Source organism: Microbacterium sp. NPDC058389 (assembly GCF_042722305.1).
GTDB lineage: Bacteria > Actinomycetota > Actinomycetes > Actinomycetales > Microbacteriaceae > Microbacterium.
Genome location: NZ_JBHXJQ010000010.1, coordinates 1 through 13628 on the forward strand (window position 1 = coordinate 1; position 13628 = coordinate 13628).

General features: G+C 68.2%; 14 protein-coding genes. 5 read left to right on the forward strand and 9 right to left on the reverse strand.

What is annotated here, in order from left to right; genetic code table 11:
- The 3 genes from ACFWJ8_RS13770 to trpD form a co-directional block, all read right to left on the reverse strand.
- Window positions 1-995, reverse strand: a 995-nt coding sequence (locus ACFWJ8_RS13770; RefSeq protein WP_378812328.1) for a PHP domain-containing protein, incomplete at its 3' end; no start/stop codon positions are given.
- A gap of 12 nt (window positions 996-1007) precedes the next feature.
- On the reverse strand, window positions 1008-1511 hold the full coding sequence (locus ACFWJ8_RS13775) for an aromatic ring-opening dioxygenase LigA (protein WP_378812331.1): 504 nt from the start codon (window positions 1509-1511) through the stop codon (window positions 1008-1010).
- Window positions 1512-1594: 83 nt separating this feature from the next.
- Window positions 1595-2656, reverse strand: coding sequence for an anthranilate phosphoribosyltransferase (trpD, locus tag ACFWJ8_RS13780; RefSeq protein WP_378812334.1), 1062 nt, complete (start codon window positions 2654-2656; stop codon window positions 1595-1597).
- Between the two features lie 187 nt (window positions 2657-2843).
- Here trpD and ACFWJ8_RS13785 point away from each other — a divergent pair, with 187 nt between their 5' ends.
- The 5 genes from ACFWJ8_RS13785 to ACFWJ8_RS13805 all read left to right on the forward strand — a co-directional run bounded on the left by ACFWJ8_RS13785 (window position 2844) and on the right by ACFWJ8_RS13805 (window position 7871).
- Window positions 2844-3485 carry a heme-copper oxidase subunit III gene (locus ACFWJ8_RS13785; RefSeq protein ID WP_378812337.1) on the forward strand — a complete coding sequence of 214 codons (642 nt, stop codon included), beginning with the start codon at window positions 2844-2846 and terminating at the stop codon, window positions 3483-3485.
- Window positions 3486-3505: 20 nt separating this feature from the next.
- Entirely contained in the window at window positions 3506-4309 is an 804-nt protein-coding gene (locus ACFWJ8_RS13790) for a c-type cytochrome (protein WP_378812340.1), read from the forward strand.
- A gap of 37 nt (window positions 4310-4346) precedes the next feature.
- On the forward strand, window positions 4347-5426 hold the full coding sequence (locus ACFWJ8_RS13795; protein WP_378812342.1) for a Rieske 2Fe-2S domain-containing protein: 1080 nt from the start codon (window positions 4347-4349) through the stop codon (window positions 5424-5426).
- Window positions 5423-7276, forward strand: coding sequence for a cytochrome bc complex cytochrome b subunit (locus ACFWJ8_RS13800; protein WP_378812345.1), 1854 nt, complete (start codon window positions 5423-5425; stop codon window positions 7274-7276). Before ACFWJ8_RS13795 ends, ACFWJ8_RS13800 begins: the two co-directional genes overlap by 4 nt.
- A 175-nt stretch (window positions 7277-7451) precedes the next feature.
- On the forward strand, window positions 7452-7871 hold the full coding sequence (locus ACFWJ8_RS13805) for a rhodanese-like domain-containing protein (RefSeq protein WP_378812348.1): 420 nt from the start codon (window positions 7452-7454) through the stop codon (window positions 7869-7871).
- Window positions 7872-7890: 19 nt separating this feature from the next.
- Here the strand turns inward: ACFWJ8_RS13805 and ACFWJ8_RS13810 are convergent, their stop codons facing one another.
- The 6 genes from ACFWJ8_RS13810 to ACFWJ8_RS13835 all read right to left on the reverse strand — a co-directional run bounded on the left by ACFWJ8_RS13810 (window position 7891) and on the right by ACFWJ8_RS13835 (window position 13610).
- Window positions 7891-8043, reverse strand: a complete 153-nt coding sequence (locus tag ACFWJ8_RS13810; RefSeq protein WP_378812351.1) for a hypothetical protein — start codon at window positions 8041-8043, stop codon at window positions 7891-7893.
- Between the two features lie 460 nt (window positions 8044-8503).
- The gene (locus ACFWJ8_RS13815) at window positions 8504-8944 is read right to left on the reverse strand and encodes a cytochrome c oxidase subunit 4 (protein WP_378812354.1); all 441 of its coding nucleotides are present in this window, start codon (window positions 8942-8944) and stop codon (window positions 8504-8506) included.
- Complete coding sequence (gene ctaD, locus ACFWJ8_RS13820) at window positions 8945-10672, reverse strand: cytochrome c oxidase subunit I (protein WP_018170586.1); 1728 nt, start codon at window positions 10670-10672, stop codon at window positions 8945-8947.
- Complete coding sequence (coxB, locus tag ACFWJ8_RS13825; protein WP_378812358.1) at window positions 10672-11571, reverse strand: cytochrome c oxidase subunit II; 900 nt, start codon at window positions 11569-11571, stop codon at window positions 10672-10674. Before coxB ends, ctaD begins: the two co-directional genes overlap by 1 nt.
- 169 nt (window positions 11572-11740) lie before the next feature.
- Complete coding sequence (gene erpA / locus ACFWJ8_RS13830; RefSeq protein ID WP_018170584.1) at window positions 11741-12106, reverse strand: iron-sulfur cluster insertion protein ErpA; 366 nt, start codon at window positions 12104-12106, stop codon at window positions 11741-11743.
- A gap of 103 nt (window positions 12107-12209) precedes the next feature.
- The gene (locus ACFWJ8_RS13835; protein ID WP_378812362.1) at window positions 12210-13610 is read right to left on the reverse strand and encodes a dipeptidase; all 1401 of its coding nucleotides are present in this window, start codon (window positions 13608-13610) and stop codon (window positions 12210-12212) included.
- Window positions 13611-13628 lie beyond the last annotated feature (18 nt).

Below are 13628 nucleotides of genomic sequence, written 5' to 3' on the forward strand. Positions count from 1 at the left end.
CGGCGGTCGCGTCCGGTCCACTCCCGCAGCCGCTCCAGCGGCCACGTCGTGACGATCCGCTGGGGCGGGACGCCCAGCCGCTCCGCGCGCTCGGCGCCGTAGTCCAGCAGCGACAGCTGCCCCGGAGCATGCGCGTCGGAGTCGATCGAGAAGAGGCATCCGATCTCCAGCGCCAGCGCGATGAGCTCGTCGGGCGGATCCTGCCGCTCAGGTCTCGAGTTGATCTCGACCGCGACGCCGTGCGCATGACAGGCCTCGAACACGGGCCGGGGTTCGAACGTCGACGGTGGCCGCGTGCCGCGCGAACCTTCGACGAGCCTGCCGGTGACGTGTCCCAGCACATCGACGTGGGGGTCGGATGCCGCGGCCACCAGCCGCCGGGTCATCGGACCGCGGTCCATCCGGAGCTTCGAGTGCGCCGAGGCCACCACGACGTCGAGCACCGCCAGCAGATCGGGGTCCTGATCGAGGGCGCCGTCGTCGAGGATGTCGACCTCGATGCCCGACAGCAGCGTGAAGCCGTCCCCGCTCAGGCCGGCCACCACGTCGAGCTGGGAGCGCAGACGCTCGGGCGACAGCCCGTTCGCCACCCGCAACCGCGGCGAGTGGTCCGTGAGCGCGAGATACTCGTGGCCGAGCGTCCGCGCCGCGTCCACCATCAGGTCGATCGAGGTGAGCCCGTCCGACCATTCGCTGTGGGAGTGCAGGTCGCCGCGCAGCTTCTTGCGCAGCGTCGAGGACCGTTCGACCCCGGCTCGTTCACGCAGATCCACGAGATAGTCGGGCACGTCGCCGGCCAGGGCCTGCTGGATCACCGCGAAGGTGGAGTCGCCCACGCCCTTGCGCCGGCGCAGAGCCGCGGCATCCCTCAGCTCCGCGTCGCTGAGCCCGTCGATCGCCTCAGCGGCCGCGCGAAACGCCTTCGACTTGTACCGCGACGACCGTTCGCGCTCGAGGAGCGTCGCGATCTCGGTGAGGGCGTCGTGCGGGTTCACCGGGAGCCGGGCTCAGGGTGTGATCGTGGCGCGCCTGACGACGACGGGCGCGCCGGCGAGGCGATGCAGCGCCCAGCCGAACAGGATCGACAGGATGCCCATGCCGATCGCGAACGCCGCGACCCCGAACGAGACGACCGACGTGAACAGCGACGCGCGGAGGAACGACGCGTCCATGACGGTCGCGCGCACCGGGTCGTCCATCGGGAGCTCGGCGTAGGTCTTGCCGTCCGCCATCTCCAATGCGTGCTTCTGGATGACCTCGGCCTGCGCGTACGCGGTGAACGGGCCGGCGACCTGCGCTCCCTGGAACGCCATCGCGTCGTCGGACACGGTGATGTTCTCTTCGCGCAGCTGGGTCGACACGGCGATCCACGCGACGATGCCGACGACGATCAGCAGGATGCCGGCGATGATGCCGAGCACTCCGACGACTTTCACCCCGCCGAGCTTGCGGGCGGGTGGTTCGACGGATCCGTCGAGCGGTGCGGACGTGGCGGCTGTGTCATCGGTCATGGCGTCCTCCGGTCGTAGCGTGGGCCTGCCGCACACGCTAGCGGGCGGCAGGGACGCTCCGGTAGAGCCAGGCCGTGAATAACCTAGGGCGCCAGCGTGTGGGTGACCTCGACCCACCGGTCGAGCGTCGCGGCGGCCGCTCCGCTGTCGATCGCGGCGGCCGCGTCGTCCCGCGCCTCGCCGAGGCGCTCGAGGATCGGGCGCTGTACCTGGGTCGCGTCGCGGAACAGCCGGTAGGCGACGATCCCGGCCGCGGCGTTGAGCAGCACGATGTCGCGGACCGCGCCGGACTCTCCGCCCAGCACGCGACGGACGACCTCGGCGTTGTACGCCGGCTCGCCGCCGAGCAGGTCGTCGATGTCGGCCAGCGGGATGCCGAGGTCGCGCGGGTCGAGGTCGTGCTCGTGGATGTCGCCGCGGCTCACCTCCCACAGCCTGCTGTGTCCCGTCGTGGTGAGCTCGTCGAGCCCGTCGTCGCCGCGGAACACCAGCGCCGTCGCGCCGCGCGTGCGGAACACGCCCGTGATCAGGGGCACGCGGTCCAGGTGCGCCACACCTACGGCGTTCGCCTCGGCACGCGCCGGGTTGCACAGCGGCCCGAGGAAGTTGAACACGGTCGGAACGCCCAGCTCGCTGCGGGTCGGACCGGCGTGACGGAAGCCGGGGTGGAACGCCGACGCGAACGCGAAGGTGATGCCCGCCTGCGACAGCGTCTCGGCGACGGCCTCCGGCGACAGCGTGAGATCGACGCCGAGCGCCGCCAGTACGTCGGACGAGCCCGAGGACGAGCTCGCCGCCTTGTTGCCGTGCTTGACGACGGGGACCCCGGATGCCGCGGCCACGAGCGCCGACATCGTCGAGACGTTCACGGTGCCGAAGCGGTCGCCCCCGGTGCCCACGATGTCGAGCACCGCGGCATCCACAGGAAGCGGCAGCGCGGCCTCGAGGATCGCGTCGCGGAAGCCGACGATCTCGTCGACCGTCTCGCCTTTCGCGCGCAGCGCGACGAGGAAGCCGGCCAGCTGCGAGGGCGTCGCCGCACCCGACATGATCTGTCTCATCGCCCATGTGGACTCCGAGACGGTGAGGTCGCGCCGCTCGAGCAGCGTGGTGAGGATTCCCGGCCAGGTGTACAGCTCCGCCATAACGCAGAAGCCTAGCGGCGCGCGGGAATCGGAACAGATTCGTGACACGGCGTCGCACCGGGCGCGATTCTGCGTCTTCACCACGTGTTCACGGCAGAGTCGCAGTGTTCTTTTAGGTCCCCCTAAGTTCGCGTCAGGGCAAATCGATGCCCTCCGATGCGAAAATCGGCGGCCCGGATCGGCCATAATGGGGAGCGTGACGACCTCCACAGCGACCTACTCCCAGGCCATGCGGTCCGTCAAGCGGCCGGATCCGGTCGCTGTCGGAACCATCGTGTGGCTCGGCAGCGAGGTGATGTTCTTCGCGGGCCTCTTCGCGATCTACTTCACCTTGCGCAGCACCTCTCCCGAACTGTGGGCAGAGAGCACCGCCAACCTCAACGTCCCGTACGCGACCGTCAACACGATCATCCTCGTGCTGTCGTCGGTCACGTGCCAGATGGGCGTCTTCGCGGCTGAGCGGTTCCAGCCCTACTCCACCAAGAAGCGCGGCTGGCTCGGCTGGGGCATGGTCGAGTGGTTCTGGCTGACGTTCGCGCTCGGCGCGCTGTTCGTCTCCGGACAGGTGTGGGAGTACGCCCAGCTCGTCACCGAGGGCCTCCCGATCTACGCGAACGCGTACGCGTCGGCCTTCTACCTCACCACCGGCTTCCACGCCCTCCACGTCACCGGCGGCCTCATCGCCTTCCTCCTGGTGATCGGCCGCGCGTACGCCGTCAAGAACTTCGGGCGCAAGGAGATGACCTCGTCCATCGTCGTGTCGTACTACTGGCACTTCGTCGACGTCGTCTGGATCGCCCTGTTCCTCGTCATCTACTTCCTCAAGTGAGAGCGGAGCTGAACCCCGACATGGCACGACAGACCACGCGCCGCTCAACAGGCCGCCGCAGCCCCTGGGCCGCCGCCGCCCTGATCGGCATCGGCCTGCTCATCACCGGCGGCGTGTACGCCGGTGCGTCCGCCGCGATGGCGGCGACCACCCCCGAGACGACGACCAACTCGGCACTCACCGCCGAGGACGGCAAGAAGCTCTTCCAGGCCAACTGCGCCACGTGCCACGGCCTCGACGTCCAGGGGACGGCCGACGGCCCGTCGCTCTACGGCGTCGGCGAGCTGGCGGTGCACTTCCAGATGAGCACCGGACGCATGCCGCTGCAGATGCAGGGCCCGCAGGCTCCGCAGAAGCCCGTGCAGTTCACCGACGAGCAGATCACCGCGATCGGCGAGTACATCCAGTCGATCGCGCCCGGCCCGACCTTCCCCGAGGACGAGGTGCTCGACGGCGAGGGCAGCGCGGCCGAGGGCGGCGAGCTCTTCCGCATCAACTGCGCGATGTGCCACAACGTGGCCGGCGCCGGCGGTGCGCTCACCGAGGGCAAGTACGCGCCCAACCTCCACACCACCACCCCGCTGAACATGTACGCGGCGATGGTGACCGGTCCTCAGAACATGCCCGTCTTCAACGACATGACGCTGACGACCGAAGAGAAGCGCGACATCATCACCTACCTGCTCTACCTGCAGGACAACGAGTCGGCGGGCGGCTTCTCGCTCGGCTCGCTGGGCCCCGTCTCCGAGGGCCTCTTCATCTGGATCTTCGGGATCGGTTCGCTGATCGCCATCACCGTGTGGATCACGGCGAAGTCCAACTGATCACGTTCATAAGACGCAATACCGACTGAGGAGCAGCATGGCCCACGAGGACGACCCGCTCGAGCACGAGAGGGCTTCCTGGAAGCCCTCCCCCGGGCTCGCCGTAGCGGTCAGCGACCCGGTGAACAACCCTGGGCTTCCGCCGCACCGTGCACGGGTCACCGACAAGGACCCGGCCGCGATGCAGCGCGCCGTTCGCACGGTCTACACCCTCTTCTACCTCTCGATCGCGGGCAGCATCTGGGCGGTCGCCGCCTACATGCTCTTCCCGATCGAGAGCGGCCGGATCGTCGACATCCGCAGCAACAACCTCTTCATCGGACTCGGCATCGCCCTCGCGCTGCTGGCCATCGGCATCGGCGCGATCCACTGGTCGAAGGCCGTCATGTCCGACAAGGAGTTCGTCGAGCCCCGTCACGCGACCCGCGGTCGCGACACGACGCGCGAGGCCGCGATCCAGGCGTTCGCCGACGCCAACGAGGAGTCCGGCTTCGGCCGCCGCGTGATGATCCGCAACTCGCTGATCGCCGCCGTCGTGGCCTCCGTCGTGCCGGGTGTCGTGCTGTTCCGCGGACTCGCGCCGTTCAACTCCCCCGAGAAGCCCCACGCGGGCGACCCGGTGTACCTCCTCGAGCACACCATGTGGAAGAAGGGCATGCGCCTCGCGCACGACCCGTCTGGCGAGCCGATCCGTGCTGCGGACCTCACCCTCGGCTCGGCCGTGCACGTCATCCCGGAGGAGCTGGCCGCGGTGTCGCACAGCGACGGCTACCTCGAAGAGAAGGCCAAGGCCCTCGTCCTCCTGGTGCGCCTCCTGCCGGAGCAGCTCACCGAGAGCGAAGACCGCAAGGAGTGGTCGTACAACGGCATCGTCGCGTACTCCAAGGTGTGCACGCACGTCGGCTGCCCCGTCGCCCTGTACGAGCAGCAGACGCACCACCTGCTCTGCCCGTGCCACCAGTCGCAGTTCGACGTCACCGACCACGCCAAGGTCATCTTCGGCCCGGCGGCGCGTCCGCTGCCGCAGCTGCCGATCACCGTCGACGACGAGGGCTACCTGGTCGCGCGCAGCGACTTCACCGAACCCGTCGGCCCGAGCTTCTGGGAGCGTCATTGAGTACCGCAACCGTCACCGAGCAGCCTGAGGCTCCCGTGGCACCCGCGTCGACGACCGGGCGCGACAAGCCCCTGGGCGGGCGCTTCATCGGCGCCACCGCGAACTACATCGACGAGCGCACGAGCCTTTCGGGCTTCGTCAAGGAGCTCGGCCGCAAGATCTTCCCCGACCACTGGTCGTTCATGCTCGGCGAGATCGCCCTGTGGGCCTTCGTCGTCGTCCTGCTGTCGGGAACGTTCCTCACGTTCTTCTTCCAGGCGTCGATGGTCGAGACCCACTACAACGGCGCGTTCCTGCCGATGCGCGGCATCGAGATGTCGGCGGCCATGTCGTCGACGCTCAACATCTCGTTCGACATCCGCGGCGGTCTGCTCGTCCGCCAGATGCACCACTGGGCGGCGCTCGTCTTCGTCGCCGGCATCGGCGTGCACATGCTGCGCGTGTTCTTCACGGGCGCGTTCCGCAAGCCGCGCGAGCTCAACTGGGTGATCGGCTTCATCCTGTTCATCCTCGCGATGGCCGAGGGCTTCACCGGCTACTCGCTCCCCGACGACGTGCTCTCGGGCAACGGCCTGCGCATCATCGACGGCATGGTCAAGGGCATCCCGCTGATCGGCACGTGGACGTCGTTCCTGCTGTTCGGCGGCGAGTTCCCGGGCACCGCGATCGTCGGCCGCCTGTACACGCTGCACATCCTGCTGCTGCCGGCGATCCTCGTCGGACTGCTCGTGGTCCACCTCATGCTGATGGTGATCAACAAGCACACGCAGTTCGCGGGCGCCGGTCGCACCAACAGCGTCGTCGTCGGCTACCCGATGATGCCGGTCTACATGTCGAAGATGGGCGGGTTCCTGTTCATCACGTTCGGCGTCATCGTGCTCATCGCTTCGCTGTTCACGATCAACCCGATCTGGAACTACGGCCCCTACGACCCGTCCCCCGTGTCCGCCGGTACCCAGCCCGACTGGTACATCGGCTTCGCCGACGGCATGCTGCGTCTCATCCCGCCGGGGTGGGAGGTCGTGTTCCTCGACCGCACCTGGTCGTTCAACATCCTGGTGCCGCTCGGCGTCATCGGCATCTTCATCATCCTGGTCCTGATCTACCCCTTCATCGAGGCGTGGGTCACGGGCGACAAGCGCGAGCACCACATCGCCCAGCGTCCGCGCAACGCGGCCACGCGCACGGCGATCGGCGCTGCGGGCGTGACGATGTACGCGGTCATGTGGGCGGCGGCGTCGTCCGACATCATCGCGACCCACTTCTGGCTGACGATGGAGGGTGTCATCCACACGCTCCAGGCTCTGCTGATCCTGGGCCCGATCGTCGCCTACTTCGTCACCAAGCGCATCTGCATCGCACTGCAGAAGAAGGACCGCGAGATCGCGCTCCACGGCTACGAGTCCGGTCGCATCGTCCGCCTCCCCGGTGGCGAGTACATCGAGGTCCACCAGCCGGTCGACGAGTACGAGCGCTTCAAGCTGGCCGACTTCGACACCTACGAGCCGCTTGTCGTGCGTCCGAACGCCAAGGGCCGCATCCCGTGGCACCAGAACTTCCGTGCGTCGATCTCGCGGTGGTTCTTCGAGGACCGCCTCACCCCGGTCACCCAGGGCGAGCTCGACGCGGCGCTGGCGCACCAGCACCACGACCTCGACCACCTGGCTGCCGAGGAGGAGCTCGAGATCCAGGGCGCTCACGAGCGCGCCGGTGTCCCGGATGCCCCGCACAAGCCGATCGACGACGGTCACAACAGCGAGGTGCCCGTCCGGCCCTCGAACGTGATCATCCCCGAGCCCGAGCCGGGCACGAAGGCTCCGAAGAACCGCGAGAAGGAGTCCGACCAGTAAGGTCGTCCACTTCGCCGACGGATGCCTCGGCACGATCGAACAGATCGTGCCGAGGCATCCGTCATTCGGGCGTGCCGACAGGCGCTCCCCGCCACTCCCCAGGTCGGCAGGAATCCGGCGACCTGTGGCACCGCCGCCGCCTCGTGGCGGCGCGCGACGGCCCTACTGTGGACGCATGACCGACGCTCTGACCTACTTCTCCACGAAGCTCGCCCTCGAGACCGACGCCTCCGACGTGTACGCCGCGCAGAAGGCCGGCGAAGACTTCGTGCTCGTCGACGTGCGCGGAGACGAGGCGTGGGCTCAGGGACGCGTCCAGGGCGCCGTGCACATCCCCTACCGTGAGATCGCGGAGCGCGCGCCGCACGAGATCCCTGCCGGCACGCCGGTGGTCGTCTACTGCTGGAGCCCCGGCTGCAACGCGGGCGCGAAGGGTGCCGTCGAGTTCGCGAAGCTCGGATACGCCGTGCGCGAGATGATCGGCGGCTACGAGTACTGGGTCCGCGAAGGCCAGCCTGCCGTCAACGACGAGGGCCCGCTCCCCCGCGTGTTCGACGCCCAGGTGATGGTCGTACGCGTCCCTGTCGGCGGCTGAGCGCCCGCGAGGCGAAGCCTCACGCGGAGTCCAGCTCCTCCACGAATCGTGCGGCGGCGGCGCCGTAGAAGGACGCCTGGGGGCGTCCGCCGCCGTACGAGACGTCGGCCACGACATCGCACACCACCGCGGTGACGTTGTCCCGTGTCCCTGCCTCCAGGGCGATCGCCACGCACGCCGCAGCGGCGGCTGCAGGATGGCATGATCCTGCAGGCGCACCTGGATCTCATCGGCGGGCACGCAGTCCGAGAGCCCGTCACTGCACAGCAGCCACCGGTCGCCGACGACGGCTTCCTGGACGGCGACGGTCGCGGCATCCCGATCCGCGCCGCTGAGCGACGCGGTGATGATGTTCCGCAGCGGATGCGTGACGGCATCCTCGGTGGCCACTATCCCCTGGTCGACGAGGGCCTGGTACGAGCGCTGCAGAGGCCAGATCTCCCGCCGGTCCTCCCCCGACGCCGTGGGCCACCGCGGCGCCCCACGGGGCCGTGAAGGCCGCGTCCTGGTTGACCGTGCGGTGCGGGCCGACGTCGGAGTGCGCCGCTGCATGCAGACGAGCGCGGGGCCCCGTCATAGACGGGGCCCCGCGCTCGTGAAGCGGCAGGCCATGCAGCTCGACTGAGAGCCGATCAGCGGGCGAAGTAGCCGCGGTAGTACTCGTACACCCAGCCGACGATGGCCACCACGAAGACGCCGATGCCGATGGGCATGAGCCAGGCGCCGACGGCGAGACCGATCATGCCGAGCGCTGCCGAGAAGGCCAGGACGAGGGGCCACCACGACCACGGGCTGAACTCGCCGAGCTCGGGGTCGCCGTCGTCGATGTCGGAGGTCAGGACGTCCTCAGGCAGCTCGCCGCCCTGCGCCTTGTGCACGCGGCCGATGTAGAACGCGATCAGCGCGCCCATGAAGGCGGTGAACAGCAGCGCCACGCTGCCCACCCACTCGATGGCGTGGTACCACGGGACGGTAGCCGAGGCGTGGGCGATGATGTTCCACCCCGTGTAGACGGCGGCGACGAACAGGAAGAAGGCCGACAGCAGCCACCAGAGTCCGGTGTTGGTGCGCACTTACTTGACCTCTCCCTCGGCCCCGACAAGAACCGGCGACTCGGCGGCCTCCGGGTGGTTCAGGTCGAACGCGGGCCGCTCGCTGCGGATGCGCGGGATCGACGTGAAGTTGTGTCGCGGCGGCGGGCAGGACGTCGCCCATTCGAGCGATGCACCGTAGCCCCACGGGTCGTTGACCGTGACCTTGGGCGCCTTGCGTGCCGTGATCCACACGTTGAAGAGGAACGGGATCATCGACGCACCGAGGATGAAGGCGCCGATCGTCGAGACCTGGTTCTGCCACGTCCAGCCGTCCGCCTCCGAGTAGTCGGCGTAGCGGCGGACCATGCCGTCGACGCCCAGCCAGTGCTGGATGAGGAACGTCATGTGGAAGCCGATGAAGAGCATCCAGAAGTGCACGTAGCCGAGGCGCTCGTTGAGCATGCGACCGGTCCACTTGGGCCACCAGAAGTAGAAGCCTGCGAACATCGCGAAGACGACCGTTCCGAACACCACGTAGTGGAAGTGGGCGACGACGAAGTACGAGTCCGACAGCGCGAAGTCCAGCGGCGGCGAGGCGAGGATGACACCGGTCAGACCACCGAAGACGAACGACACGAGGAAGCCGAGCGCGAACACCATGGGCGTCTCGAACGTCACCGAGCCTCGCCACAGCGTGCCGATCCAGTTGAAGATCTTCACGCCGGTCGGGACCGCGATGAGCATCGTCATGAGCGCGAAGAACGGCAGCAGGACTGCGCCGGTCACGTACATGTGGTGCGCCCACACCGCGACCGAGAGCGCCGCGATCGCGATCGTCGCGTAGACGAGGGTCTTGTATCCGAAGATCGGCTTGCGGCTGAACACCGGGAAGATCTCGGAGACGATGCCGAAGAACGGCAGCGCGATGATGTACACCTCGGGGTGACCGAAGAACCAGAACAGGTGCTGCCACAGGAGCACTCCGCCGTTGGCCGGGTCGTAGATGTGGGCGCCGAGCACGCGATCCGCGGCCGCGGCGAGGATCGCCGCGGCGAGCACGGGGAACGCCATCAGGATCAGGATGCTCGTGATGAGCGTGTTCCACGAGAAGATCGGCATGCGCCACATGGTCATGCCCGGGGCGCGCATCGTGATGATCGTCGTGATGAAGTTCACGGCGCCGAGGATCGTGCCGAAACCGCTCATGCCGAGGCCGAGCATCCACAGGTTGCCGCCGGCGCCCGGCGAGAACGAGGCGTTGGCGAGCGGCTGATACGCGAACCATCCGAAGGCTGCCGCACCCTGCGGGGTGAGGAAGCCCGCGACCGCGATCGTCGAGCCGAACAGGAACAGCCAGAACGCGAAGGCGTTCAGACGCGGGAAGGCGACGTCGGGCGCACCGATCTGAAGGGGCAGGATCGCGTTCGCGAAGCCCGCGAACAGCGGGGTCGCGAACATGAGCAGCATGATCGTGCCGTGCATCGTGAAGAGCTGGTTGTACTGCTCTTTCGTCGGCACGATCTGCATGCCGGGCTCGAAGAGCTCAGCACGGATGATGAGCGCCATGACTCCTCCGAGGAGGAAGAAGATCACGGACGCGATCAGGTACATGTAGCCGATCGTCTTGTGGTCGGTGGAGGTGATCCATTTGACGATGATGTTGCCCTTCTGCTCGACGCGCGTTGCGCTGAGCAGAGCCGCCTGCCGCGGCGGCAGGGTCGTCGGACGCCCCTGGGACGTCTCCTGGAGAGGGAGTGTCGTCGCCATCAGTGGTCCACCTCTTCCACGTTCTCATTGACGGAACCGCCCGTGCCCGGGAGGTTCTGCAGTCGGTCGTATGCGTCGTTGATGTCGCCCGTCTGGCCGGCGTCACGCAGCGAGTCGAGGTAGTCCTCGTACTCGCCGTCGCTCACGACCTTGACGTTGAAGAGCATCATCGAGTGGTAGTCGCCGCAGAGCTCGGCGCACTTGCCGGCGTACGTGCCCTCGCGGGTCGGCGTGAAGGACCAGAAGTTGTCCTTGCCGATGTACATGTCCTTCTTGTACAGGAAGTCGATGATCCAGAACGAGTGGATGACGTCGCGCGACGTGAGCTTGATCTTCACCGTCTTGTCGACAGGCAGGTACAGCGTCGGCAGCTCGTTGATGATGTCGCCCTTGGCGTCGGTCTGCGCCTGCACGCCCATGGACCACACCGTCTCGTCGTCGGTGGCGCCGTCGTACTGGAAGTCCCAGGCCCACTGCTTGCCGATCGCGGTGATCGAGACGTCGGGGTCGTCGTACTGCGTCTCGAGGATCGTCTGGTCGCGGGCCGTGAAGGCGAAGAACCCGACCACGAGGATCAGCGGCACGATCGTGTAGAAGATCTCGATCGGCATGTTGTACCGCAGCTGGACGGGCAGTCCGGTCTGGCCCTTGCGGCGGCGGTACGCGATCGCGGCCCAGCCCATCAGGCCCCACGTGATGATGCCGACGATCAGCAGGACGATCCACGAGTTGACCCACAGACCCGCCACCATGTCGGTGTGGTTGGTGGCCGCTTGGCCGTCTTCGGTGAACCCGGGGAGGAAGCCGTGCAGCTCGGTCGGGGTGCATCCGGCGAGGAGTGCAGCCGTCGCGACCCCGATGGGGAGAACGGCCCAGCGGATACGGCGTTTCGAAGGCACGGTGCACCTTTCCGATCACGAACAGGACTCTCGCCAGTCTAGGGCAAGCGTCCAGGGGATTCAGGCCATCCGCCCAGGTTGGATCGTGTCGGAGCGCGCGAAAACGGCGGGCCCGGGCGCCATTCGAAGCGCTCGGACCCGCCGCAAAAGTGCTCGGATCGTTAGCCGATCAGTGGAAGCTGTCACCGCAGGCGCATGAGCCCGCCGCGTTGGGGTTGTCGATGGTGAAACCCTGCTCCGAGATCGTGTCCTTGAAGTCGATCGTCGCGCCGTCGAGGTACGGGACGCTCATGTCGTCGACGATCACCTCGACGCCGTCGAAGTCGACGGTCTTGTCGCCGTCGAGGTACCGCTCGTCGAAGTAGAGCTGGTAGATCAGGCCGCTGCAGCCGCCAGGCTGCACGGCGACGCGCAGACGCAGGTCGTCGCGGCCCTCCTGCTCCAGCAGGTTCCGGACCTTGCCCGCGGCGGCGTCGGTCAGCAGAACGCCGTGGTCGCGAGCGGTCTGCTCGGTCGTCAGTGCGGTGTCGGTCATGGCACTCCTCCGGACGGGCCGCCTGGATCGTTCATCCACTGCCGGCGGCGGGATGCCTCGATTGTACGCGTGCCCGCCGCGGGAAGGCTCGGAACCGGCCGTATCAGGCGTCCGCCGTCCGCGCGTCGAGCTTCTCCAGCAGGAGCGCCTCGGACAGGACCGCGTGGCGGAACGTGTCGAGGTGGAGCGACTCGTTGGGGCTGTGTGCCCGCGCGTGCGGGTCCTCCACGCCCGTGACGAGGATCTGTGCGCCCGGGAATTCACGCACGAGATCCGCGATGAACGGGATCGATCCCCCGACGCCGATGTCGACCGACTCGACGCCGTAGCCCTCGTGCAGGGCTTCGCGCGCGGCCTCGACCGCCCAGCCGGACGTGTCCACGAGGAACGGGTTGCCGTAGTCCTGATCGGTGAACTCCAGCTCCGCCCCGAACGGTGCGTGCGCCCGCAGGTGCGCCTCGATGGCGGCGTACGCGTCGCGCGCGTCCTGCCCGGGCGCCACGCGGGCGCTGATGACGACGGAGATCTCCGGGCTCAGCGTGTTGGAGGCGTTGACGACCGTCGGCGCGTCGATGCCGGTGACGGTGATCGACGGCTTGTTCCAGATGCGGCTGAGGATGGTGCCGGTGCCGGCTGGCGACACGCCTTCGGGAAGCCCGGCCTCGTCTCGCAGCGTCGCTTCGGTGTACTCGGGTGTGGCGGCATCCCGTTCGGTCATCCCGGCGACGGCGACCGCGCCGTCCGCGTCCCACAGCGTGGCGAGGAGCTTGACGGTGGCCATCATGGCGTCGGGCACGGCGCCGCCGAACATGCCGGAGTGCGAGGCGTGCTCGAGCGTGCGGACCCGCAGCGTGAACCGGGTGTTGCCGCGCAGCGACACGGTCAGCGCGGGGGTCTTGTCGTCCCAGTTGCCCGAGTCGGCCACGACGATGACGTCGGCGCGGAGAGCGTCCGCGTTGTCGGAGAGGAACTGCGCGAACGACCGGGAGCCGGCCTCCTCCTCGCCCTCGAAGAACAGCGCGACGCCGAGATCGAAGTCGGCGCCCAGCGCCTCCTTCACTGCGCGCAGCGCGGCGATGTGGGCCATGATGCCAGCCTTGTCATCGGCCGCGCCGCGTCCGTACAGACGCCCGTCGCGGACAGTCGGCTCGAACGGCGGCGAGTCCCACAGCGCCTCGTCGCCGACCGGCTGCACGTCGTGGTGCGCGTACAGCAGGATCGTCGGCCGGCCGTTGCGGGCGGCGCGCGTCGCGAGCACAGCGGGGTTGCCCTGCTCCCCCGTCTCGGGGATCACCGCGGTGCGGATCTCGACGGTCTCGAACAGCCCGGTCTCGCGCACGAGACCCGCCACCGCCTCGGCACTGCGCTGCACCTGCGACGGGTCGAAACCGGGGAAGGCGACGGACGGGATGCGCACGAGATCGCCGAGATCGGCGAGGGCGGAGGGGATGCCGGAGGCCGCGGCGTCGCGCACAGCCTCCTGTCGGGTGAGGTCAGGGATCATGCGGGTAATCTTAAGGGC

Coding starts and splice junctions, on each gene's coding strand:
- ctaD (WP_018170586.1), bottom strand. CDS start 10,672: ATGGCGACGACACTCCCTCTCCAGGAGACGTCCCAGGGGCGTCCGACG.
- ACFWJ8_RS13790 (WP_378812340.1), top strand. CDS start 3,506: ATGGCACGACAGACCACGCGCCGCTCAACAGGCCGCCGCAGCCCCTGG.
- trpD (WP_378812334.1), bottom strand. CDS start 2,656: ATGGCGGAGCTGTACACCTGGCCGGGAATCCTCACCACGCTGCTCGAG.
- ACFWJ8_RS13795 (WP_378812342.1), top strand. CDS start 4,347: ATGGCCCACGAGGACGACCCGCTCGAGCACGAGAGGGCTTCCTGGAAG.
- ACFWJ8_RS13805 (WP_378812348.1), top strand. CDS start 7,452: ATGACCGACGCTCTGACCTACTTCTCCACGAAGCTCGCCCTCGAGACC.
- erpA (WP_018170584.1), bottom strand. CDS start 12,106: ATGACCGACACCGCACTGACGACCGAGCAGACCGCTCGCGACCACGGC.
- ACFWJ8_RS13785 (WP_378812337.1), top strand. CDS start 2,844: ATGGGGAGCGTGACGACCTCCACAGCGACCTACTCCCAGGCCATGCGG.
- ACFWJ8_RS13775 (WP_378812331.1), bottom strand. CDS start 1,511: ATGACCGATGACACAGCCGCCACGTCCGCACCGCTCGACGGATCCGTC.
- ACFWJ8_RS13835 (WP_378812362.1), bottom strand. CDS start 13,610: ATGATCCCTGACCTCACCCGACAGGAGGCTGTGCGCGACGCCGCGGCC.